At 47.9% G+C, this 21,968-nt stretch carries 18 protein-coding genes, 1 pseudogene and 1 riboswitch; of the genes and pseudogenes, 10 read left to right on the forward strand and 9 right to left on the reverse strand.

Features of this window, described 5'->3' with window-relative positions; genetic code table 11:
* Positions 1–167 precede the first annotated feature (167 nt).
* The 6 genes and pseudogenes from NOC_RS10285 (at position 168) to NOC_RS10310 (ending at position 8,097) form a co-directional block, all read left to right on the forward strand.
* Complete coding sequence (locus NOC_RS10285; protein WP_002811704.1) at positions 168–1,508, forward strand: sigma-54 dependent transcriptional regulator; 1,341 nt, start codon at positions 168–170, stop codon at positions 1,506–1,508.
* 362 nt (positions 1,509–1,870) lie between these two features.
* Positions 1,871–4,015 carry a VTT domain-containing protein gene (locus NOC_RS10290; RefSeq protein WP_002810890.1) on the forward strand — a complete coding sequence of 715 codons (2,145 nt, stop codon included), beginning with the start codon at positions 1,871–1,873 and terminating at the stop codon, positions 4,013–4,015.
* A 173-nt stretch (positions 4,016–4,188) separates the two neighbouring features.
* Positions 4,189–5,346, forward strand: a complete 1,158-nt coding sequence (locus tag NOC_RS10295; protein ID WP_231561777.1) for a hypothetical protein — start codon at positions 4,189–4,191, stop codon at positions 5,344–5,346.
* Positions 5,347–5,355: 9 nt separating this feature from the next.
* The gene (locus NOC_RS10300; protein ID WP_002811001.1) at positions 5,356–6,183 is read left to right on the forward strand and encodes a mechanosensitive ion channel family protein; all 828 of its coding nucleotides are present in this window, start codon (positions 5,356–5,358) and stop codon (positions 6,181–6,183) included.
* A gap of 188 nt (positions 6,184–6,371) precedes the next feature.
* Positions 6,372–7,268 carry a hypothetical protein gene (locus tag NOC_RS10305; protein ID WP_002811309.1) on the forward strand — a complete coding sequence of 299 codons (897 nt, stop codon included), beginning with the start codon at positions 6,372–6,374 and terminating at the stop codon, positions 7,266–7,268.
* A 54-nt stretch (positions 7,269–7,322) separates the two neighbouring features.
* A pseudogene (locus tag NOC_RS10310) lies at positions 7,323–8,097 on the forward strand (IS5 family transposase).
* 258 nt (positions 8,098–8,355) lie between these two features.
* On the opposite strand, the gene NOC_RS10315 reads toward NOC_RS10310, so the two are convergent.
* Both NOC_RS10315 and rnk read right to left on the reverse strand, forming a co-directional pair.
* Positions 8,356–8,736, reverse strand: coding sequence for a hypothetical protein (locus tag NOC_RS10315; RefSeq protein WP_002808587.1), 381 nt, complete (start codon positions 8,734–8,736; stop codon positions 8,356–8,358).
* A 14-nt stretch (positions 8,737–8,750) separates the two neighbouring features.
* Positions 8,751–9,140 (reverse strand): nucleoside diphosphate kinase regulator, encoded by a 390-nt coding sequence (rnk, locus tag NOC_RS10320; RefSeq protein ID WP_002811360.1) that lies wholly within the window; start codon positions 9,138–9,140, stop codon positions 8,751–8,753.
* A gap of 131 nt (positions 9,141–9,271) precedes the next feature.
* Between rnk and NOC_RS10325 the strand changes: the two genes are divergently transcribed.
* The 3 genes from NOC_RS10325 to NOC_RS10340 all read left to right on the forward strand — a co-directional run bounded on the left by NOC_RS10325 (position 9,272) and on the right by NOC_RS10340 (position 11,595).
* Positions 9,272–10,195, forward strand: coding sequence for a LysR family transcriptional regulator (locus NOC_RS10325; RefSeq protein WP_002808906.1), 924 nt, complete (start codon positions 9,272–9,274; stop codon positions 10,193–10,195).
* A gap of 655 nt (positions 10,196–10,850) precedes the next feature.
* Complete coding sequence (locus NOC_RS10335) at positions 10,851–11,189, forward strand: YkvA family protein (protein WP_002809997.1); 339 nt, start codon at positions 10,851–10,853, stop codon at positions 11,187–11,189.
* A 28-nt stretch (positions 11,190–11,217) separates the two neighbouring features.
* On the forward strand, positions 11,218–11,595 hold the full coding sequence (locus tag NOC_RS10340; protein ID WP_011330794.1) for a thiol-disulfide oxidoreductase DCC family protein: 378 nt from the start codon (positions 11,218–11,220) through the stop codon (positions 11,593–11,595).
* Between the two features lie 51 nt (positions 11,596–11,646).
* Here NOC_RS10340 and NOC_RS10345 read toward each other — a convergent pair whose 3' ends face one another.
* From NOC_RS10345 to NOC_RS10360, 4 genes are all read right to left on the reverse strand, one after another.
* Positions 11,647–12,345 carry a CPBP family intramembrane glutamic endopeptidase gene (locus NOC_RS10345; RefSeq protein ID WP_002809789.1) on the reverse strand — a complete coding sequence of 233 codons (699 nt, stop codon included), beginning with the start codon at positions 12,343–12,345 and terminating at the stop codon, positions 11,647–11,649.
* Positions 12,346–12,374: 29 nt separating this feature from the next.
* The gene (locus tag NOC_RS10350; protein ID WP_002808644.1) at positions 12,375–15,278 is read right to left on the reverse strand and encodes an FAD-binding and (Fe-S)-binding domain-containing protein; all 2,904 of its coding nucleotides are present in this window, start codon (positions 15,276–15,278) and stop codon (positions 12,375–12,377) included.
* A gap of 292 nt (positions 15,279–15,570) precedes the next feature.
* Entirely contained in the window at positions 15,571–17,499 is a 1,929-nt protein-coding gene (locus tag NOC_RS10355; RefSeq protein ID WP_002809172.1) for a TonB-dependent receptor plug domain-containing protein, read from the reverse strand.
* A gap of 142 nt (positions 17,500–17,641) precedes the next feature.
* Positions 17,642–17,845: riboswitch (cobalamin riboswitch) on the reverse strand.
* A 293-nt stretch (positions 17,846–18,138) separates the two neighbouring features.
* A complete protein-coding gene (locus NOC_RS10360) occupies positions 18,139–19,518 on the reverse strand; it encodes a hypothetical protein (protein ID WP_244859954.1) in 1,380 nt (459 codons plus the stop codon).
* 256 nt (positions 19,519–19,774) lie between these two features.
* On the opposite strand from NOC_RS10360, the gene NOC_RS10365 reads away from it, so the two are divergent.
* Positions 19,775–20,536, forward strand: coding sequence for a hypothetical protein (locus NOC_RS10365; RefSeq protein ID WP_002809752.1), 762 nt, complete (start codon positions 19,775–19,777; stop codon positions 20,534–20,536).
* On the opposite strand, the gene cobC is transcribed toward NOC_RS10365, so the two are convergent.
* From cobC to coaD, 3 genes are read right to left on the reverse strand one after another with little or no spacing between them, the layout of a single operon-like run.
* Positions 20,533–21,138: an alpha-ribazole phosphatase gene (gene cobC, locus NOC_RS10370; RefSeq protein ID WP_002808581.1), complete on the reverse strand. Its 606-nt coding sequence runs from the start codon at positions 21,136–21,138 to the stop codon at positions 20,533–20,535. The two genes, NOC_RS10365 and cobC, sit on opposite strands and share 4 nt — an antisense overlap.
* 36 nt (positions 21,139–21,174) lie before the next feature.
* Positions 21,175–21,429: a YfhL family 4Fe-4S dicluster ferredoxin gene (locus tag NOC_RS10375; protein ID WP_002809025.1), complete on the reverse strand. Its 255-nt coding sequence runs from the start codon at positions 21,427–21,429 to the stop codon at positions 21,175–21,177.
* 37 nt (positions 21,430–21,466) lie between these two features.
* Entirely contained in the window at positions 21,467–21,949 is a 483-nt protein-coding gene (gene coaD / locus NOC_RS10380; RefSeq protein WP_011330796.1) for a pantetheine-phosphate adenylyltransferase, read from the reverse strand.
* Positions 21,950–21,968 lie beyond the last annotated feature (19 nt).

The following is a 21,968-nucleotide window of genomic DNA, read 5'->3' on the forward strand; positions in this document are numbered from 1 at the left end:
TATGGCATTTACTGAAGCGCCTAACGCTAAAAATATTCTGTGCTTCTAAAAGTCTTAGCTTAAATGTTGAACTAAAAAATTTTATTTATTAGCAATAGTTACCCTATATCAATATATCCCACTTATAGAGCGATCCTAATAAATATTAAGGATAAATAACACCGGCAATGTATGTGAGAAAATTACTCTATCTTCAACCTGAGAATTCTCCACAGGTTTATCAAGATGCTTTTGAAACAGCAGGGTGGGAAATTCACATAGCCACAGAAATTTCCCACGCGCAACAATTATGCGAGGAACATAAGTTCCGAGTAGGATTAATGAACTTAACTCCCGGAGCGGAAAAAGATCTAGAACAAAGCATCGATAAATTTATTCCTCCGAGTGGCCATACAGAATGGGTAGCACTGCTCTCGGCGGAGCAGATGCGAGATGAGGCAATCCGCCACTTAATTACCTCTTATTGCTACGATTACCACACTCTTCCCGTAGATTATCCCCGTCTACTCACTACTATGGGCCACGCTTACGGCATGGCAAGCATGGCGTACCAACAAACTAGTCAGAACGCTCAATGGCTAGAAACCAACCAGATGGTTGGAGTGAGTCCCGCTATGCAGCGGGTTTACCGCAGTATCCGAAAAATTGCTAATGTAGATATGCCCGTATTAATAAACGGAAAAAGCGGGACAGGCAAAGAATTAGCCGCATTAGCCATCCATGAACGTTCAATGCGCGCTAACGGCCCCTTTGTCGCTGTTAACTGCGGTGCTCTACCCTCTGAATTGATCCAATCTGAACTATTCGGCCATGAAAAGGGCGCTTTCACTAATGCCATCAAACAAAAATTAGGGCAAATTGAATTAGCGGCTGGCGGTACAATTTTTTTGGATGAAATTGGTGATTTGCCTTTCAATCTCCAGGTTAATTTACTCAGATTTCTGCAAGAAGGAACTTTTAAACGGGTAGGCGGTACGCAAGAACTTACCATTGATGCTCGGGTTATAACGGCCACCCATGTAGACTTAGAGAAAGCCGTCAGTGAAGGCCGTTTTCGGGAAGACCTTTATTATCGGCTAAATGTCTTACATTTGCGTATGCCATCTCTAGCCGAGCGGGAAAACGATATTGAAGTTTTGGCTAAATATTTCTTTGATAAATTTTCCGATCAAACCACGACTCGCATCAAGGGATTCAGCCAAGAAGCCTTACGCAGACTCCATCACCATGCCTGGCCCGGAAATGTGCGGGAGCTAATTAACCGTATTCGACGCGCCATAGTCATGTCTGAGGGCCGCTTGATTACCCCAGTGGATTTAGGGCTAGAAAGGCGCCTTTCTAGCCGCCGTGTAATCACCCTCGCAGAAGCTCGCGCTCATGCAGAAAAAGAGGCCATTCTCCGTAGTTTACGGCAGGCTAAAGGCAACGTTTCTCAGACAGCCACCCAGCTAGGCGTCTCTCGCCCTACACTGTACCGCTTAATGGAAAAATACAGCATTTCAACTTGATTTTTTCTCTACCTAGAAAGGTCCTCTCTTTAATAATACTCCTTCCCAAAAAAACCTACCCCACTCCACAAGCAGCTGCTTCCACTTTATTAGAAAGAGCCTCCAGCTTCTCAAAGTAGAGACAAATCATCTTTACGTTTTATTCGAAGGGTAGGCTCCTACGAATTCAGCACCCGTCTGTTTATACTCCCGTTTAAACTAGAGTTATAGCTTAGCTGCGGACCCTGCCTCGACCTAAGCGCAGGGGGTACGAAATAGTTCATAAACGCTGAATTCTACCACACGCTATCAATAATCCCGTTCACTCCTCGAAAATGAGCTAGAATGATCCCATTGCTGCTTTTATAAACCACCAAACAATAATGATATCTCTTTTTAAACCAGGCAATAATTGCTGGCGACTTGAGCAAGCTACTCGAGCGGCTTTTCTCATCGATGGGGCAGCCTATTTTAAGGCCTTCCGCAGCGCTGTCGAACAAGCGGAACATTCCATCCTCATTTTAGGGTGGGATATTAATAGCCAGCTTCGGTTAGTACGGAACGAGCCGTCCGACTCATTACCCGAGACATTAGCTGATCTTCTTAATACTGTCGTCTCTCGCCGGCGGAGACTGCAAGCACATGTGCTCTGCTGGGATTTTGCTATGATCTATGCCCTGGAGCGGGAATGGCTACCCATTTATCAGCTGAATTGGCGCACCCACCACCGGCTACACTTTGAAATGGATGATCAGCACCCTGTCGGGGCATCTCATCACCAAAAGGTGGTAGTCATCGATGATACCGTGGCCTTTGCTGGTGGCCTAGACTTGAGCAAATGGCGTTGGGACACGCCAGAGCATCGACCGGATGACGAGCGGCGCATCGATTCGGAGGGTAATCCCTATCCCCCTTTCCATGATGTCCAGATGGTAGTCGAAGGCCCCGCAGCGGCGGCACTAGGAGATTTGGCACGAGAACGATGGTACCGGGCCACTGGCCGCCGTCTCTCCCCCCCCCCAGCTTCCTCCACTCATGGGACCCCCTGGCCAAGAAAAGTCGCGCCTAATTTAGAAAATATTTCTATTGCGATTGCCCGTACCGAACCAAAATTTAAGAATTATCCCGAGATACGAGAAGTAGAACGCCTCTATTTGGACACCATTGCCGCAGCCCAGCGTTTCATTTACATTGAAAATCAATACCTTTCCGCCTGCAAAATCAAGGAAGCGCTAGCAGCACGCCTTCAAGAACCTAAGGGTCCAGAAGTTATACTGATACTCCCCCTAAAAACTGGTGGCTGGCTAGAGCAAAATACCATGGATATCCTGCGGTGGCGGGTGCTGGAAGCCTTGGTTAATATCGACAAATACGACCGCTTGCGCGTTTATTGCCCTGTTACTTCGGGGATTAATAACCAATGCATTATGGTGCATGCTAAGGTATTAATAGTAGATGATATGCTGGTTCGGATCGGCTCGTCTAATCTTAGTAATCGTTCCCTGGGATTGGATACCGAATGCGATCTAGCCTTGGAAGCCGGCGATAATTACTCTATCGCTGCAACTATTGCTGAATTTCGCAACCGTCTTCTAGGAGAACACCTCAACGTAGAACCGCAGCAGGTAGCGCAAGCAACCATCCAGCAAGATTCCTTAATAAAAGCTATAGAGAAACTACGCGGCCCCGGCCGGACTCTAAATGTATTTGAGGCACATACTCCACCTAAAGGGCACGACTGGCTGCCAGATGCGAGATTTATTGATCCTGAATGCTCCATTGATCCAGACCAATTTGCTAATCAAATCATCCCTCCCGAACAGCGCCAACCCGCCAGCCGTCAGCTAATTTTCAGAGCCTTAATGCTCATTATTCCTCTAGCACTTGCCGCTGCCTGGCGGTGGACCCCCCTAGGAGAATGGCTCGACTTGCAAACAGCCGTTAGTATCATCAAGGAGCTTAAAGAATCGCCAGAAGCGCCCCTGCTACTACTTGGAGTCTATCTACTGGCAAGCCTTATCGCTATTCCTCTCACTCTGCTCATCGTCGCTACGGTGCTGATATTCGGTTCCCTAACCGGTTTTGCTTACGCACTCATAAGCGCAACCTTGAGCGCTCTCCTAACCTACGGCGTAGGCCGCCTATTCGGGCGCCGTACGGTAAGGCGGCTTGCGGGTAAACGTCTCAACCGGCTGAGCCGCCGTTTAGCTCAGCAAGGTACGCTCACTATGCTTGCTGTTCGCCTTATCCCCATAGCTCCTTTCACAGTGGTTAATATGGTTGCGGGCGCTTCTCATATTCGTTTTCGAGATTTTATCATAGGCACCGTACTTGGTTTAATACCAGGGATCCTGGGAATAGCCCTTTTTATTGATCGCGTGGTAGCCACGATACGCGATCCAACACCTCTTAGCTTTGCTATCTTAGGCGTGCTATTGATGCTCCTTGGACTTAGCCTGTTAGGAGTTCGCTGGTGGCTGCGTAAACAAGATGCAACCAACAACGATAAAACCCTGAAGACCTCCTAACTACCCCACGTCAACATTATGAATGCCATCTTTCACTTATCCCTAAGTTAATGACGCCCGCTTCTGACACTGCCCCGCTCTGGCGCTATCTTCGTCTGAATGATTTCACTAGCCCTAGCCCTACAACGAAGGAAACGGTCCGTAAGGGGGTAACAGAACTATGGCATAAACTTATGGGAGATTCTAAATCAGAAGAACCTATAAGGGCCCAAGATGAATTAAAGAGTCTATCTGATGAGCTTTACGCCCAGATTGCGCCTGAGCCTGACTGGACAGAACTGGTAACCGCTCTCAACGAGGCTTTGGAAAAAGGATTAACCACAAGAGTTTCACAAGCCCAAATTGTGGTAGGTGCCCCCTTTAGCGGCATTACTGAAACTTTGGAACACTGGGCTAAGCACCGGGGAATAAAAATTATTAAGCCACCAAGCCCGGAAACGATTCTGAACCAAGAGCAGCAGTGGCTACAGCGTCTTGAGGAGGAAGGTAGCGCCCGGCCTTTGGTCATTTCTCATCTGGAGCGCTGCTATCTGCGCCACCATCATGGTTTAAAACTAATCCGCCAATTACTGCAATGGCTTTCAACGCGTCCGGGTTACTGTGTCCTTGGCTGTTCCAGTTGGGCCTGGGCCTATTTCAGCAAAGCTCTACAAGCAGAAAAACTTTTTTCCATCCCCTGGACTTTAGGAGCACTCAACCAAGAACGCCTTCAGCAGTGGTTTAGTAACCTGAATACATCCCAGCAGCAGGAGACTTTTATTTTTCGCCAACTGGATAACGGCGACTTCGTTATCCCACCTTCAAGGGATGACTCCTTTACAAAAAGAACAACCCAGAAAAGGTTTACTAGCGTTAGCGTAGACTCTGATGATACCGCACGCACTGAAGCGTCTACTTTCCTCACCGATTTGGCAGCCTATAGCCGTGGTAATCCAGGGGTTGCCTGGGCACTCTGGCGACAAAGCTTACAGGGAGTCCCAGAAACAAAAAACGATGATCACGATCACGCCTCTGATTTGGATAAGCCGACCCAAAACCATACTATTTGGGTTAAACCTTGGTCCCAGATCCAGCATCTTGCTTTGTCGGAATCAGCAGATCGAAGCACACTTCAGATTTTACACACGCTGTTGCTTCATGGACCCTTGCCTGCTTCTCTGCTCATAGAATTGCTTCCCCTTTCCGGTTTTGAAATAAGGCGGATACTCACTTACCTGGAATATCGCAATTTCCTGATATCAGCACGAGGACAGTGGCAGCTTACACCACTCGGTTATCCTGCAGTACGACAGGCGCTAGAAGAGGAAGGCTATCTACTAGATTCACTATAGGAAAACGTCATGCCCACAGAGACCATCGCCGATATTTTTCAAGATCCTAGCAAAATTGGACTATTACAGGTTTTTCTTATTATTGTCCTTAGCTGGCTACTACTTCGCCTGATTGACTGGTTTATCCCGTGGCTTGCCGAACGGCTAGCGGGAGGTGCACGCTTGTACCTCTTGCCTTCCATGCCGATCCTTAAATTCGTCATTCTGATTATAGCTACCACGCTTATTCTCCCTTTGCTCATTGATTTCACCTTAAAAAACTTGATCACCGTCCTAGGCGCGATCGGCCTAGCTCTAGGATTCGCCTTTAAAGATTATGTCAGCAGTATCATTGCTGGCATCGTAGCGATTTATGAGCGGACCTACCGCCCTGGCGATTGGGTTAAAATTGATCAAGCTTATGGCGAGGTGCGTTCAAGCGGCCTGAGGGCGCTAAAAGTCCTTACCCCGGATGACACCATTGTTACCATCCCACATGCCAAATTATGGGATACTAATATTTATAACGATAATACTGGGGCACGGGATTTGCTTTGTGTAGCGGATTTTTATCTGGACCCTCGCCATGAAGCACACTCAGTACGCGAGGCCCTTTATGATGTGGCTTTAACAAGTATTTTTGTCCAGCTTGATCATTCCATTACAGTTATCGTGGCAGAAAAACCTTGGGGAACTCACTATCGACTCAAGGCCTATCCTATGGATGGGCGGGACCAATTCCTTTTTACCAGCGATTTAACAGTACGGGGGAAAGCGGCACTAGCAGCCCTTGGAACGAATCCGGCTCAAGGATGGCCCGCCCTCCAAAGTGGGAGCGATACAACAAGCTTTGAGTAAACGTATTACGGCTTGAACAAATATGTTGGCGAAATATTTCAGTCCCATTTTTCCCTAATTTTCTATTATCTCAGGACTGGCGCCTCCCCATTTCCCTTGCTAACATTCTCGCCAGAAACACAAAGATAAGTGGAAAATAAATTATCGACAAAAATTACCAATAAAGATTAAGGAGAGAATAAACTAAAATGGTGGAAAACAAAGCATATCGTTCTATATTTTCCCCTTGCTCAACCCAAGAGCAAGCAGCTAATTTTGATAGCTACTGGATATTCAGTCAGCGACATGCTGGCGAGCTCTTAGAAGAAGATAAAGATCTGACTAACAAGCGAGAGAAATTGAATTACTTTCAAAATAACCCAATCCGCTCACGAAACCCTCTTCCCAATCCCGAGCTCTTCTACCGTAATCATGTGAAATTTAAGGACGACCCTCAATCCATTGACCGTAAAACTCTGCTTTTAACCACGATTTACAAATTTGCTCGCCACGAATGGGTTGGTATTTCAGGCGCTTGGGATATAATTCCTAGCATGGCAGAAGCAAAAACACTAACCGATAAAATAAGCCGAGTCCATCTGGCAGAAGAATTCTGCCATGTACGTTTCTTTCATGAAATGTTAAAAACATTTCATTTAAATAAGGTTGAGTGGCTACCTTTAGGCCCGGTAAAACAGAAAATTTACAAAATTTTTCCTCGCTTACCTGGATTTTTAATGGATACCCCAGCTTTCGTCACAGAGCTGATGGGAATGACATTTTACCAGCATCTAGACAAGCTATTTGAGGAAGTGTTTGCTGATGAACCCGAGGCCCGGCAACGCCTAAGAGAAATTCTCCATGAAATTATGATCGACGAAATGGCCCATGTAGGTCAGCGCAGAAATTTCATTGGCCCTAACGGGGTAAGAGCAGCTAAGCTCATGCTTGCTCCTTTATATCGTGCATTTTTTCGGGATATCCCAGAAGCTAAATATCTATTTGATATTGAGAAAATGATTCAAGATGGGCTAGCGTTTGATTATAGCTCCGTATCTCCTAGCCTATTGGCGCGCAGCTGGGTGCCGAGCTATTGTCAAGTCTAAGGATGCTCTGATTAATACTCCGAATCGTAAATAGCCACCAGCGCCTGGAAACTGATGAAACAGCAAAGCCTCGAAGACACGGGATTTGAGAAATATCGGAGAACGACCCGCGAGGAGCGGTTCCTCGATGTGATAGAGCCGTATATCCGAAGCCTTAGGGGACCGGGAGAAAGCCGATTGGGCTGGAGCGCATGCTGCGCATCCACTTCCGCAATATTTTTTTGAGCTACATCGGATCCCGGTGCGGAGGAGATACTTTATGATTCGCGTGCCATGCAGCGGTTCGTCGGCATTTATCTGGGTAATGAACCAGTGCCGGATGAGACAACCCTCTGCAGTTTTTGTCATCTAATGGAAAGGAATAATCTGGGAGACGAACTATTTCCTGTGGTCAATGTGTGTCTGACGGAAAACGGCATGAAGCTCAATCGCGGGACAATGGTGGACGCCACGATCATCAATGCGCCGAGTTCTACGAAAAACAAGGAAAAAAAGTGTCAGCTGGCTATGCATCAGAGTCGCAAAGGAAATTAGTGGTACTTTGGGGTGAAAGCCCATATTGGCGTAGACAGAGTAAGAGCAAGCTGATTCACTCGGTTGCAGTCACGCCTGCCAATGTGCATGACTCTCAAACTCTGGAAGATCTACTCCATGGCAATGAGACACGGGTGCGGGGTGATTCGGTCTACGCTGAGCAGAAAGAAACCCTGAATGAAATCGAAAGTTAAAACACGCCTTTGGCGTGATGAAACGGCAGTTTAGTTTTAATAAGCCCGCTATCGGAGGGCTTGATAAAAATGCCCATTGCGTGTTCACCCAATGCGCTTGAGTGAATCTGGTGCTGGCAAAGCGGCATTTATTAGCGATTTAACTGGCAACCTGCGCCTGATGGCTGGAAACGCCCAAAATCGATGCCTATCCTGGAACAAAAGCAACTTGTTCCGTAAGCGTTTAGCGTCGATGCCAAGTGAAACGGGTGGGAGCCGAGGATAGCTGCCACCGCCGCCAGAGATGGTTTGAAAAATACAGCGGTGGCTATTCTCTTTCTAGACGCGAGGGTTTTATTAAATTACGAGCGCTCTTCTCTTTAGCTACCTGCTTTCTGGGGAGAAGAATCTTGGTGAACCGCTAATCCTGAGGCATCACCACAGTAATAAGCTTTGCCATAAGCGTAGGGGGAGCCATATTTTTTGGGGAGCTTCGACCATACTACACGATTGGCACCTAGTTCACCTGCTTCGTGCAGAGCTTGGTGCTTTGCTTTATTTTTCCATTTTCCCATCATTCCCATCGCGGGCTCGCCCCAACCTGCAAACCCCCGGACATCCCCCATAAATTCACAGCTGCCCACTGCTGAGCTGGCAACCTGCTGAATATCCTTTGAGTCGCCAGAGGCAACAACCACCGAGGACATTATAAAAAGTACCGCTGCCGCTATACCTAAGCCAAATTTTCTAGACCGTTTCATTTTTCCCTCCTTTATCACTGATCTGCTCTCACAGGATCATGCTGCGGCTGAAACAGAATCTGCTCTACAGAGAGTCGCCGCACTTCCCCGCTAGGGAATTTCCAATCGATCGACTCACCCACAGAGAGGCCGAGAAGAGCCGAACCAACGGGGGCTAAAACCGAAATCTTTCCTGCCCTCGTATTCGCCTCCTCGGGGTATACCAATTCCACCTCTCTACGCTCTCCAGTATTCTCGTCTAGATAGATGAGGCGTGAGTGCATCGTAACGACCCTGTCGGGAACCCGTTCCTGGGGGATAACGGTAGCGCGATCAAGTTCCTCGGCTAGCAGCGTCTGCTCCCCTAGTGCCCGGAGTCGGCCATAGTCAAGATCTGTTATAATTAGATCGCTAGTTTTTAGCATTACATCTACCTTTTACGGAATCGGGGTGCTTCTATTCATTAAATTCTATAAGTAATAGTAGGGGCCTAAAGCTCAAAAAATAAGTACTATAAAGTGAATAGCATTGTTTCTATAATGGAGACAATCAATATATGCAAGATCTCAATTTAATGGCAATTTTTGCCCGTGTTGTAGAAGCAGGCAGTTTCTCGGAAGCTGCCCGGCGCATGGAGACTTCCCGCTCCGCCGTAAGCAAGGCCGTCGCCAAACTAGAAAAAAATCTTGGCGCGAGGCTACTCAATCGCAGCACCCGGCACTTAAGCCTAACCGAATCCGGAGCAGCATTAGTCGAATATGCCGCCCGCATCCTGGAAGAAGCCGAGCAAGCTGAACAGGTAGTCAGTAGCCTCCATGCCGAACCGCGTGGAATGCTTAGAGTAAGCGCCTCGGTCGCTTTTGGTACACTCCATATTGCCCCAGCGCTCGCCGATTTCGTTGCCCGATATCCTGATATCAAAATTGACATGGCAATTACTGATCGGCCGGTAGATTTGGCCGAGGAAGGGTATGACATGATTATTCGTGTAACGGGCGAGCCAGATCTTAATCTCGTGGCCCGTAAACTCGCGCCCGTGTATCGCAAACTATGTGCTACGCCCGAGTATTTTCAACAGCATGGGATCCCCCAAATACCAGAGGATCTGGTCAATCATGATTGTCTCGATTATACCCTCTCTGGTGAACAGGGGTACTGGCACTTTACTGGACCGGAAGGAGAGATAGCAGTACCGGTATCAGGGCCATTACGCATCAATGATGACGATGCGCTTGCCCAGGCGGTCCGTGGCGGCCTAGGCATTGCGCTGCTGCCTACCTTTACTGTTGGTAAAGATTTACAGGAGGGGCGACTCCAAGCGGTACTCTCCGAATACTTACCGGTAAAACGCTATGTCTATGCCCTCTATCTTCCTACTCGGCATTTGGCGGCAAAAATCCGCGTCTTTATCGATTTTCTTTTAACCCGCTTTGGACCTGAACCTGACTGGGACCGCTCTATTAACGTGAGTTCTAGATAAAAAGCAGGAATCCCTCGAAGCTGAATGCTAAAAATTAGAATCCAGAAAAAATCTTTTATTTACAAAAAATATTATGCGCTGGCCTCATAAATCCGCTGCAGGCTCTGGATATACGCACCCTAAATAAAAAAGGGACGCTAGAAAATCCTGCGGACTATGTAGAAACTGTGGTAGCGCGCTCTGGCTATGGGACCCCCGATGGCCTGGAACCAGGACACCCTCTTGCTTCAGCAATCGACACGGATTTCCCTGCTTCATTGGAAAGGACGCATATGATGTTGAAATCCAAAGCACAGTGGATCGAAGTTCATTCTGCTCCTGAAAATCAGGAATTTGATACTTATCCGCAGGAATCTCTAGCAGAATGACATAAACGGCGAGGACTGGAAAACTTTAACCCTTAGCAGAGTCTAACATCCCTATACATTATTTAAACCATAATCTCAGCAAAACTCCTGAATAAACAAAGAGTCAGTTTCGCACCGCGCAAACGCCCCGTGAATCCACAAATAGCATATGCATTGGAGGTAGGAAAAAAAGGTAAATATTAATTGAAACGAAAGGAGAGAAAATTACCTCCCAATTTCTTTTAAAGTGCTTATTAAACGTCTATTAAATGGTATAGATATACATAATCTTTTATAGAGAATTTCTTATGGAAACATCGCTTGGAACACAAGAGTATTCAGATAATACCTTCTGGGAAAAGGTGAATATATACGCAAAATCAGCAGGCATAGATATTATAGAAACGGCCTTAAAGCTTTATTATGCCTTACAAGATGATGACACCCCGAAATGGGCAAAAACAGTTATTTATGGCGCTTTAATTTACTTTATTTCTCCGGCCGATGCCCTACCCGATTTGCTACCAGGGGGTTATATTGATGATTGGGGTACTCTCTTATCAGCAGCCGCTGCAATATCCATACATATGAAAGCGGAACATTCAGAAAAAGCTAACACTAAAATCAAACAATGGTTTAGAAAATAAATTTACCTAAGAACAAACGGGATAAATTATGGTAAACGGTGACAATAAAACCATAAAAGTATACTACAACAGCGCCTGTCCCATATGTAACGCGGGAATAAAACACCAAAAATCTAGAGTTCCCGGCCACCAGATAGACTGGAATGACGTTCATACCCAATCAGGTGTGCATAATGAAGTATCGCCTAACCTTGAGTTAGTCCGCAAAAAACTTCATGTAATGGATAGGAAGGGAAATATAAAAGTAGGTATTGAAGCATTTGAGGTTATTTGGAGAAACTCACCCAATGAGCACTGGAAAGCGAAGATCGTCTCCTTTCCTGTGATAAAGCAGATTTCTATTTTTTTTTATAATGTGTTTGCAGAAGCTTTATATCGATGGAATCGCTGGAAGCGGCATTGGTAAAATTACTATTTTTTTAAAACAGCTTCTAACGCTTAAATCAGTCATCTAAAATCAGAACTGGAAGATAGAGAAAGACGATTGCTCAGCAAACTGTTCTAAGATAGCAAGCGAAAAGATATTAAGCATGGCATGGGCAAAGATTGCCGGCCACAGAGTTCCCCAACGCACGGTTAAAATAGCTAACACAATGCCAAAAAGCGTAGTTTGCGCTACGCCTATCCACCCTTGATATAAATGGCCTAATCCGAACAGAAAAGAGGACAGCAGTACGGGTCCCCATAATCCTCCAAGCGCAAGTCGACAACGGGCTAAGAGAAAACCTCGCGCCATTATTTCTTCGTACACTCCTACAAAAAACATCAGGGCAGCGATTCCAGCAAAGGATATTTCGCTACTCAATTGGGTTCCGATAATTTTAAGCGCATCAACATGTTGTTTGAGGGATTGGGTATCGGTAATAAATACCAACGTCGTCAACACCATGTTAGCGCCCATACAGCTTACGAATCCTATCAGCGCTCGCCCCAAATCCTTTAACGTGAGTACCTGTAATCCAAGGTGCCGCCAACTCTGTCCACGTACAGCAAGGAGGAACCGCAGGCCGAGGAGAATAGCTATTCCCTGCAATGCTAACAGCAAGAAAAATTGATGTTGGCCCATGAAGGCACTTATTAACCCAACGGCTATCGCGCTCACCCCCACTAAAATAAGGGCAAAAATAATATCAATCCAGGCTTGGCGTCTATTCATAGTGGGTTATCTTAGGCAAGTTTTTTCTGTCACAAAAGCGCTTTCTGTAGTAACTCCGCCGGATGGTAGGCAAGCACCCTGGTTCCTTCTTTGATTTGGGCTCGGCAACTTGTGCCCGGCGCACAAATTAAGGTATCCGCTGATGCTTGGCGAACCGCCGGGAATAATACGAGCTCTCCGATACGCAATGATACTTCATAATGTTCTTGCTCATAGCCAAAAGCTCCCGCCATCCCACAACAACTTGACGGGATGACTTCCACAATGCTCCCTTCCATCAAAGCTAATGCATCCAGAAGTGGCTGCATCCCGGATAGAGCCTTCCCATGGCAGTGGCCGTGAATCAAAATACGGCGGGGCTGGCTATCGAAAAATGACGGATTAAGTTGCCCAATGGCGGCTTCTTGGGCAATAAACTCTTCGAATAACCGGGCTTTTCCTGCCACCACCTTTGCCCTGCGGCGGCTTTCGCCCCTAGGCGACAAAACCAGGGCTTCATCCCGAAATGTCAACAACTCCGATGGTTCCAACCCAATTAGCGGTTTACCCTCGGTAGCATAAGGATAAAGACAAGTCACTGCCCCTTGAAGTAAATTCTGAGCGAGGCGCAACTGACCCTGGCTAATCTGAATTCTGCCTGCTGATAAGCAAGGAGTCACGATGACTTTATAACCTAACTGTTCCAGGCAGCTAACAGCCGCCATCCCAATCTGAGGATCGAAGAACTCGGTCCAAAGATCGTTAATAAGCACTACCTCACCCCGAGTACCCGTATGAATATAAGGAAGCCGGGTTCGGAGTTGAGAGCTAAAAGTACGGCGCGCTAAGAGGGGAAGCTGGCGTTGGGGATGAAATTTTAATACCCGCTGAAGCAACTTTGAAGCCAATATCCAATTCGCCACAGCGGGTAACCAAGAGCCTAAACGCGCTAAATGCTGGAATTGACTCAAAATCCGCCCACGCCAGGGAACTCCATGGCGATCCTGATATTGTTGCAGAAACTCCGCCTTCATAAGCGCCATGTCAACTCCCGCCGGGCACTCTGTCTTACAGCCCTTGCAAGCCAGGCACAGATCCAGTGCCTCTTTAAGCAAGGGGCTATTTTCGCCCGTCAGCCCTCCAGACAAGGCTAATACTTGGCGAAAAATATTAGCCCGGCCTCGGGTGCCATGCAACTCCTCACCGGTGGCCATATAGGAGGGGCACATGGTTCCCTGGCCAGCTTGTTTGAGACAAACTCCCGCCCCATTGCAGCGAGCGGCAGCTCCCTGTAAACCTTGATCCTTATGCCAATCGAAAAAAGTCAAAGAGGATTCTATAGGCGCCTCCTTCCCAGTACGAAGAGATTCCAGCAGAGGAGGAGCCGCTAGAATTTTCCCAGGATTAAAGCAAGAATGAGGATCAGCCGCCTGCTTAATACGACCCAATAGAGCAACGATTTCCGGACCCAATATCGCCTCCAGAAATGGCGCCCGTAGCCTCCCGTCACCGTGCTTTGCGGAAAAAGTTCCAGCAAACTCCTTTACCAATTCCGCCATCTCAACCATGATAAGATGGAATCGCTCTCGCTCTTCTGCCAGGGTCATATCCAGCACGGGCCGCATGTGGAGCAATCCCCGTCCGGCAGATCCATACATCACACAATGAACCCCATAACGGGCCATTAAAGCCTGCACCCGGGCCACATAGAAGGGAAGATCCCTCACAGCAACGGCGGTATCCTCAATGCCGGTAACGGCCTTGCGCCTGCCGGGCATCCCCATGAGCAGTCCGAGGCCAGCACGGCGCACCGCCCAGGCCCGTTCGGGAAATGCCAGAATGGGCGCTGCATAACTTCCATGGCCCACACATAAATCCGCCCCTAAAGCTTCTCCCCGCCCCTGGAGCGAGTTCCCTTTCTCTGCTAGTTCAATAAGCAGGATTGCCGCCGGATCGCCTATTATCCAGGAACAATTTTTTATCTGCTCTGGGTTGCTCCGGGCTAAATCCAATATCGTCTTATCCAATAACTCTACCGCGACCGGCTGGTGCGCTAATACCCGGACCACCGCCCGCAAAGCCTCGTCCAGACTGCTAAAGTGAGCAGCCACAAGAACCCGCTCTCCAGACAAGGGAACCAGATTCAAGGTCGCTTCGGTCACCAGGGCCAAGGTACCCTCGCTGCCACAGAAAAAAGGCGCCAGGTTGAAGGGGCGGCCATGGCTCACCCAGGGTTGTCCCTGAGCTAATAAATCTAGGGGATAACCCTGGTTACAAGGAATTCCCCGACTACTGGGGTAGCGTTCCAGGATAATTTCCCGCTGCTCCGTCACCGCTTCCACCACGGCCCGGTAGAGATGTCCTTCCAGGGATTCCAGCGCTAGCTTAACTTCCAATTCGCCAGGAGTTAGCGGCCCAAAGCATACTACGGTGCCATCGCCCAGCACCGCCTTAATCTCCAGCACATGGTCCCGGGTCGTACCATAGTGGAGACCATGTAACCCCCAAGCATTATTGCCCATCATCCCGCCTATCTGGCAGCGGCTGCTGGTAGAGGGGTCCGGTGCAAACATTAATCCGGAGGAACGAAGCTGTTCGTTTAAAGCATCTAAAATCACGCCCGGCTGCACCCGTACCCGACGGCTGATCGCATCAATTTCCAGCACCTTCGTCAAATACCGGGAAACGTCAACCACCAATCCCTCCCCCACGCATTGACCCGCCAAGCTGGTGCCCGCAGCGCGGGGAATCAAGCCAATCCGGTGGCTATTGGCAAATCGTATCAGCGTTACACAATCCTCAACACTGCAAGGCCGCACTACCCCCAAAGGAAGCTGCTGATAAGGAGAGGCATCCGTAGCATAAAGCATCCGACTCAAATGATCGGTCAGCACCTCTCCCTGGATCGCCTGGGAAAGCTCTTGGAGGAGATAATCAAAAGTTGATGGAGGCATACATCTCAATACGCACAAAATACCTGTTCATTCTATAAGCATCTACTGGCCAGTTTGATTGTGCTTTAAAAACTGGGTGCCTCTTGAAAAGATTATGGCTTATTTGCTTCAAAACCGCGACTAAATCGCCTGAACTATAGCGCAGCCCCGGTCTAGGATTTTATTTATTCAATCGCACTTTCCAAGCTAAACGTTTCTTAAAATTCACTGAATAGCCCACTATAGAGTAGTAGATTCTTTTAGGTATCTCCCCGCTAATCAAGGAAACTAGCGATTCTCACTGCCAAACCCGTCAAAAAGAAAACTCGATACCACCAAAGCCGGAGATGCCTGGTGTGCCGAATCCAAACACTTCCTGATATTGTTTATCCAGCAGATTATTCGCCCGGGCAAATAATTGAAAATAGTTAGTGACCTCATAGGAAATAGCAGCGTTAACTACTGTATAGCTAGGCAGAGGGATACCCCCTACATCTTGCCGATGCCCCACATAAACCACCTGAAGATGGAGGTTACCCTTACTCAAAAAGCGGTAATTAGCGTTAAAGCCTGCTTTGTGTTCCGGACGCCGCACCAAGGGCTGACCGGTTTTCTCATCTTGAGTATGCATCTGGGTATAATTTCCCCGCAAAGTCAGCCCCTTAAGGGGCGTTAAATTCATAAAGACTTCCCAGCCTTTAATTTTGGCCGCATCGATATTAATAAGCTGGAACTTATCAGCAGCTACCTGGCTAAACTGAATTAAATCGGTCAATTCATTGTCAAAGTAGGTCACCCCAACCGCCCCTTGCTCGTCCCAAAATGATTGCTCTACCCCAATATCCCAGGAGCTGCTCTTTTCAGGCTTTAAATCCCGATTGTTGAATTTAAGCTGAGGAGTATTGAAGCGGTTATCCTGAGGGGCATTAAAGCGATCATCGAATAACTGAGATAAAGTAGGGGCTTTAAACCCAGTGCCATAGCTGCTTCTGAGCGTGAGCCCCAGCGTGTCAAGCACCAGGGCGGCGGTTACCCGTTCAGTGATTTTGGAGCCAAAAATACTATGATGAGTCAAGCGCACCCCGCCAGTGAGAAACAGCTTATCCCAAAAGCTCAATTGAGCTTGCAAGTAGTATCCCTCGGTGTCAACGCTCTGCCGGGGCAAGTTTGAACCCGGCGATTGGGCCTCCATGCTGGCCTCTTCCCAGGCGAATCCAAAGGTTAGGGTATGCTTCTTAGAGAACTGCAAATTATTTTGCCAATCCACTTGGATTTTCTCCCCCTTAAAAGAACCTGGGAAAGGAAAAGGGTTCTGAGGATCGGGCCGATTTTGATTTTCCCTATCATGGTGGGTAAAAGAAACCCCAAGTATTTGTTCCCATAGATTATCAAACAAAGTAAGATGTCCTTGACCCCGGAGAAACAACTGTTGGCTATCCAGAGTCGAATTAGGATCGTCTATGGGCACGACACCTCTGTAGCCATCAATGTCAGTATGGTTACCGTTATAGCGCAAGGTAGTATCAAGGGAAAAAATGGGCGTAGGCGTTAGCCCGAATCGCCCCGCGAGGGTTGTATTCCGATCACCATCTTTTTCCGGGTTGCCCCGGCGAGAATCAGCCGCTGAGATGCCAGCGCTTTCAAGGCGAGTCCCGGTCAGGCTGTAATTAACAAGGTCATTTCCGCCATGTACTCCGCCTGTCGCCTTGAAGGTACTAAAAGAGCCACCTTCGACGCGAGCGGTAACGCGAGGCTTGCCCCTTCCCTTCTTAGTAATAATATTAATAACGCCACCAATGACATCGGAACCGTAAAGGGTGCTTTGCGGCCCTCGCAGAATCTCAATGCGCTCGATATTATCCGTCAGCAAATTGGCGAAATCGAAAGAACCACTGGGGTTGCTGGGATCATTGGCTTCTACCCCATCAATGAGTACCAGGGTATGGTTAGCGTTTGCCCCCCGCAGGAATACCGAGGTCTGCTGTCCTAAACCGCCGCTTTGAACCACATCGACCCCGGGCAGCCCCCGCAATACCTCTAATACTGGCATTCTTTGCCGCTGAACAAGATCCTCGGCGGTAATGACACTCATATCACTCCCTACATCTTGCACTGGCGTTGGAGTCCGTGTTGCCGTCACTACTATCGGCTCTAGGGTTTTTGGGGTCTGCTGCTCACCGGCATAGACAAAAGACCCAAAAACGACCCAACCAACTAATCCAAACGCTGAAAATATTTTCAACGGTCTCCCTCCTCTAGGACCGCGCGCACCCGCACGGAAGTCATTACGGATATGGCGCAGAGGAAGGCAACAGGAAACAACCACCTGTCATTAGATCCAAAGAAAGGGGTTCTAACCTCGGTACCGTCGCCCTCCGCGACACCACAGGGCACTCTAGGCCGGTCTCCGGGCTTGCAAGTAGCAGAGGTCAAAATACCTGCGGGACTGATTGCCTTCCCACGAAAATCCGCAGTGGCTTAATAACCAGTCTCTTCTTGCCTACCGTTGCGGGGGCAGCGTCGGCTTTTGACCGACTTCCCGTTTAACCCCTTTAATTAAGAACGGGGTACCTGTAAGTGAGGGAGGGCAATCTAGGGAAATGAGTGAGCGTTGTCAACTTTACCTCTCCTGTATCAGGGGATTGGGATCGGGGCACTTCAAAATAACGGTTGAAAAAGGCAGAGCGCTAGCAACAGAGAGAATAGTGTCGACAAATTGAACCAAGTAGATAATTCACAGAAATCGACCGGGGAATTCTTTAATAGAAAGGCTCTTTGAACTCATGCTGTTCAAACCGTGGTGCTTAATATAAAGACAGGCTAATTTAGCTGTTGCCGCTTAACGATTTGAATTGCATTAAAATTCCCAGTTAAATTCCGGCTAGTCAAGGCTAAGTCCTAAAAGTATTCGATAGTCCTCAGGAAAATTAAATTGATTCGAACTAATCTGATAATGCCCTTCAAAAAATAAGTGTACTGCAGGAAGCAGATTCTTCCGGTGAGCAAGCCGCCAATCCAAATTACCGCTAGTAGTGTAAGTGCACTTTGATTTCTTATTATTCCAGTTTTGTTTCGCAGCCATCTGGAACTGACCCTTGAGGCGCTCTGGAACAAATATGGCGCGGCTCTTGATCCCAACCAGCAGTTCATCGAAACTAGCGCCTTGGTATTGATAGCGGAGCATGGGGGCTAAGCTCAAGTTATTGTAACTAAGCAGTTCAAACTGGGTCTCTGCGGATGAAATAGCAAAGTATCCAGGCTGTGTTGGCATGGTTCTAGTTTTATTCCAATGCAAGCTATGACTTAGATTCCAATGCCAGTCCTGGTAGAGAAAATCAGCTTTAAATTCCGCACTGGAAGATTGTTGCTGCTTTTTCTCAATTCTTTTTCTGGAAAGCGTCATATCAAAATTAGGAGAACCTAACCACAACGGCAATTTAAAGTGCTGAAACTGATAACGTCCTTGCAACTGGGTAGAGTAAGTTCGCTGTGGCGGTAAAGATTTTTCTCCGTTATCCGCTTCCTGGACTATCGAATTATTTAATGCCAGTCCTCGCCAGTCCAGATGGGTAAAACCTTCCCATCTGGATATTCCCGGTTCTTCAGTTGGTTCAGCAGGGCTTTCAAAAAAACGGCCCACCTGTTTATGTTTTACTCCCATAACCCCGTTTAATGGAGCCTCAAAAAAAGAGGCAATCTGGAGGGGTTGATAGCTCAATTGTAATTTGTAAGCATTATCGTTTTGAATCGATGTATCTATGAAATGATCGTAATTATAGCGAGTCCAAGCATACTCGCCCTGCAAATTAATCTGCTCCGAAAATATCTTGGTATCCGCCTGTAGGCTCCAAGCATGATCATAACTTAACCCAAACCCAGACATTGGGGTTAGACTGCGCTGTCCTTTTAAATAAATTGTTGAGAATGTAATGGGTATGGGGGTTAGATCTGATATTGTTCCTGAAAACATCGATCCTTGCAGGGATGGAGGAGAAGGATGGATCCCTAAAGATTGACCAAAACCATGCACTCCAGGGATTGCGAAACGCGTTAACGTAGAACCATCGCTTCCTATAGCAAAGTCTTGCCGAATATGGGGTTGCTTAACTTGTTGTAATATTAAAGTATTGGGTTTAAGTATTCTTGATGTGGGAGGAATGGTGCGCTGTCTGTCCTCATCCTTGAATAAGAACCGCCAGAATTTGCTTGATTTCCCCCCTTTTTCCTCGCTAGGGCTTAGGAGGGGAAACTTTTCGGCCATTTTATTGGTATGTTCCTCGATTGAGCTACCTAGGTTTTTACCTACGGATGAGCTTGCCTGAGCCATTGTTAATGGCAGAGAAATGGTTAGCACAAGCAAATATATTAAGCTAGCATAGGATCTATTTCCTTTCATGCATTATATATTCTGAACTTCGCATATTTTCTTTACCTCTTCAATTCAAAATTTTTTGCTGGTACCCTTTACACCGTGACCTATAAAGGGTCTATGAGATAGGTATAAAAAAGGAAAAAGAATGAAGCCAGCTATTGTGATTATTGGTATCGGCGAGATAGGCGGGGTATTTGCACGTGGGTTTCTGCGTGCGGGGCACCCTGTTTATCCGGTTTCTCGGAATCTGGCCATGGAGACGGTTGCCAAGGAAGTGCCCCACCCTGCTATCGTTTTAGTCGCGGTTGCAGAGACGGAGTTACATCCGGTATTACAGCAGGTACCCGATTCCTGGCAAAATCATCTGGCACTCTTACAAAATGAGCTATTGCCCAGAGACTGGCAGCCCTATCATTTTTCTAATTTGACTGTTACTTCGATTTGGTTCGAAAAAAAGCCGGGACAAGACGTTAAGATTTTACTCCCCTCTCCCGCCTATGGTCCTGGCGCGCACTTGCTGTCATCGGCCCTGCAAACATTAGCCATTCCGACTCATATCCTGACCACAGAAACGGAACTGCTTTTCGAATTAGCGCGCAAAAACCTCTATATCTTGACTACAAATATTGCGGGGCTTATTACCGGGGGCGATGTCGCCACCCTCTGGGGGCGCCACCAAGCGTTCGCCAAGCGGGTAGCTAAGGATGTTCTGGACCTCCAGGAATGGCTGGCGGGAACCTCCCTTCCCAGAGAACGACTCATGGAAGGACTAGTAGCCGCTATTCAGGCAGACCCCCAACATAAATGCACCGGCCGGTCAGCGCCTGCCCGCCTTGAACGAGCCTTGCAACTGGCAGAAGAAGCAGACTTAGAAGTGCCTGTTTTACGCGAAATCGCTCACCGTTAAGCAGGTAAATTCGCCCCATGGAACAGCAGTTGTAAGCGCTCTCGCGGTCCCTCTCCTCCCACTTGAATCCGGCTGATGCCGGCATTAGGGACATGGATTCGAAAAACGGTTTCCAAAGGCATTCCCAATACGTAGCGTATCATCATCCGCATCGTTCCAGCATGGGCGACTACCAGCACATGCTCGCCACCGTGGCGATTAAGTAATTCCTCCCAAGCAGCAATAACTCGATCACGGAAATCCAGGAAAGGTTCTGCACCTGGTGGTGTATGGCGAACAGGATCTTCATAAAAGCGCCGGAAAGCCTCCGGTTCCCGCTCTCTGACTTCGGCAGCCGTAGAACCCTCCCAAGCCCCAAAGCTAATTTCCTTCAAACGCTCATCTAGCTGTAAAGGCCGCCCATAGCGCTGACTAAGCTCATGGGCGAATTCCGCGCACCGTTTGAGAGGAGAGCTCATGATCCGATCCCAGGGGCAATCTTCGCCAACGGCCGCTCGCATCTGTGACCAACCCTTTTCACTCAGAGGGTCATCCCTATGGCCCCGATAGCGGTGCCCTCCCACAGGTTCGCCATGACGAATCAGATCGATAAGCGTTGGCATGGAAACTGATTTAACTTTATTCCTGGTGGATTCTAATTATTCCGATTGGGCCATAAGGGCGTGATACTTGCCCTGCAATTCTTCTCGGGTTTCCTCGCGGTTTGGATCCGGAATAATACATTCTACAGGGCAGACTTCGACGCACTGAGGAGTTTCAAAATGCCCCACACACTCCGTACAAAGTTTCGGTTCAATGACATAAATTTCTTCTCCCTGAGAGATAGCCCCGTTGGGGCACTCAGGCTCGCAGACATCACAATTGATGCACTCATCGGTAATCAATAAAGCCATCTTTAATTCCTGACTAAAACGCTCAATTATAAGTATACTAGCCTAACTTTTCAGCTAATGCAGTCGCTACACGGGGATGTACAAAGGGCGAGATATCCCCTCCCAAGGCGGCGACCTCCCGCACTAGGCTAGCCGAAATATAAGCATACTGCTCAGCAGGGGTTAAAAATAGGGTTTCCACTTCCGATACCAGGTGACGATTCATATTGGCCAGTTGAAATTCATATTCAAAGTCAGAGACGGCCCGCAACCCTCGCAGTAGCACACGGGCACCACAACTGCGGGCAAAATCGGCCAATAAAACGCCAAAGCCGCGCACCTCCACACTAGGGTAACCCGCCAAAACTTCTTCCGCCATAGACACCCGCTCCTCTAATGAAAAACAGGGGGCTTTAACCGGGCTGGCGGCAACAGCGACAATAATCCGCTCAAACAAAGGAGCCGCGCGCTCCACTAAATCGCTATGGCCCCGGGTAATAGGGTCAAAGGTTCCCGGATAAACAGCAGTAATATTTGGCATCACCTTATTCCCTAAAAAA

This window comes from Nitrosococcus oceani ATCC 19707 (assembly GCF_000012805.1).
GTDB classification, from domain to species: Bacteria; Pseudomonadota; Gammaproteobacteria; order Nitrosococcales; family Nitrosococcaceae; genus Nitrosococcus; species Nitrosococcus oceani.

What these genes read in the sequence shown, in the direction of transcription:
- NOC_RS10285 (WP_002811704.1), top strand. Translation starts at nt 168, where the DNA reads ATGTATGTGAGAAAATTACTCTATCTTCAACCTGAGAATTCTCCACAG.
- NOC_RS10290 (WP_002810890.1), top strand. Translation starts at nt 1,871, where the DNA reads ATGATATCTCTTTTTAAACCAGGCAATAATTGCTGGCGACTTGAGCAA.
- NOC_RS10295 (WP_231561777.1), top strand. Translation starts at nt 4,189, where the DNA reads ATGGGAGATTCTAAATCAGAAGAACCTATAAGGGCCCAAGATGAATTA.
- NOC_RS10300 (WP_002811001.1), top strand. Translation starts at nt 5,356, where the DNA reads ATGCCCACAGAGACCATCGCCGATATTTTTCAAGATCCTAGCAAAATT.
- NOC_RS10305 (WP_002811309.1), top strand. Translation starts at nt 6,372, where the DNA reads ATGGTGGAAAACAAAGCATATCGTTCTATATTTTCCCCTTGCTCAACC.
- NOC_RS10315 (WP_002808587.1), bottom strand. Translation starts at nt 8,736, where the DNA reads ATGAAACGGTCTAGAAAATTTGGCTTAGGTATAGCGGCAGCGGTACTT.
- rnk (WP_002811360.1), bottom strand. Translation starts at nt 9,140, where the DNA reads ATGCTAAAAACTAGCGATCTAATTATAACAGATCTTGACTATGGCCGA.
- NOC_RS10325 (WP_002808906.1), top strand. Translation starts at nt 9,272, where the DNA reads ATGCAAGATCTCAATTTAATGGCAATTTTTGCCCGTGTTGTAGAAGCA.
- NOC_RS10335 (WP_002809997.1), top strand. Translation starts at nt 10,851, where the DNA reads ATGGAAACATCGCTTGGAACACAAGAGTATTCAGATAATACCTTCTGG.
- NOC_RS10340 (WP_011330794.1), top strand. Translation starts at nt 11,218, where the DNA reads ATGGTAAACGGTGACAATAAAACCATAAAAGTATACTACAACAGCGCC.
- NOC_RS10345 (WP_002809789.1), bottom strand. Translation starts at nt 12,345, where the DNA reads ATGAATAGACGCCAAGCCTGGATTGATATTATTTTTGCCCTTATTTTA.
- NOC_RS10350 (WP_002808644.1), bottom strand. Translation starts at nt 15,278, where the DNA reads ATGCCTCCATCAACTTTTGATTATCTCCTCCAAGAGCTTTCCCAGGCG.
- NOC_RS10360 (WP_244859954.1), bottom strand. Translation starts at nt 19,518, where the DNA reads ATGGCCGAAAAGTTTCCCCTCCTAAGCCCTAGCGAGGAAAAAGGGGGG.
- NOC_RS10365 (WP_002809752.1), top strand. Translation starts at nt 19,775, where the DNA reads ATGAAGCCAGCTATTGTGATTATTGGTATCGGCGAGATAGGCGGGGTA.
- cobC (WP_002808581.1), bottom strand. Translation starts at nt 21,138, where the DNA reads ATGCCAACGCTTATCGATCTGATTCGTCATGGCGAACCTGTGGGAGGG.
- NOC_RS10375 (WP_002809025.1), bottom strand. Translation starts at nt 21,429, where the DNA reads ATGGCTTTATTGATTACCGATGAGTGCATCAATTGTGATGTCTGCGAG.
- coaD (WP_011330796.1), bottom strand. Translation starts at nt 21,949, where the DNA reads ATGCCAAATATTACTGCTGTTTATCCGGGAACCTTTGACCCTATTACC.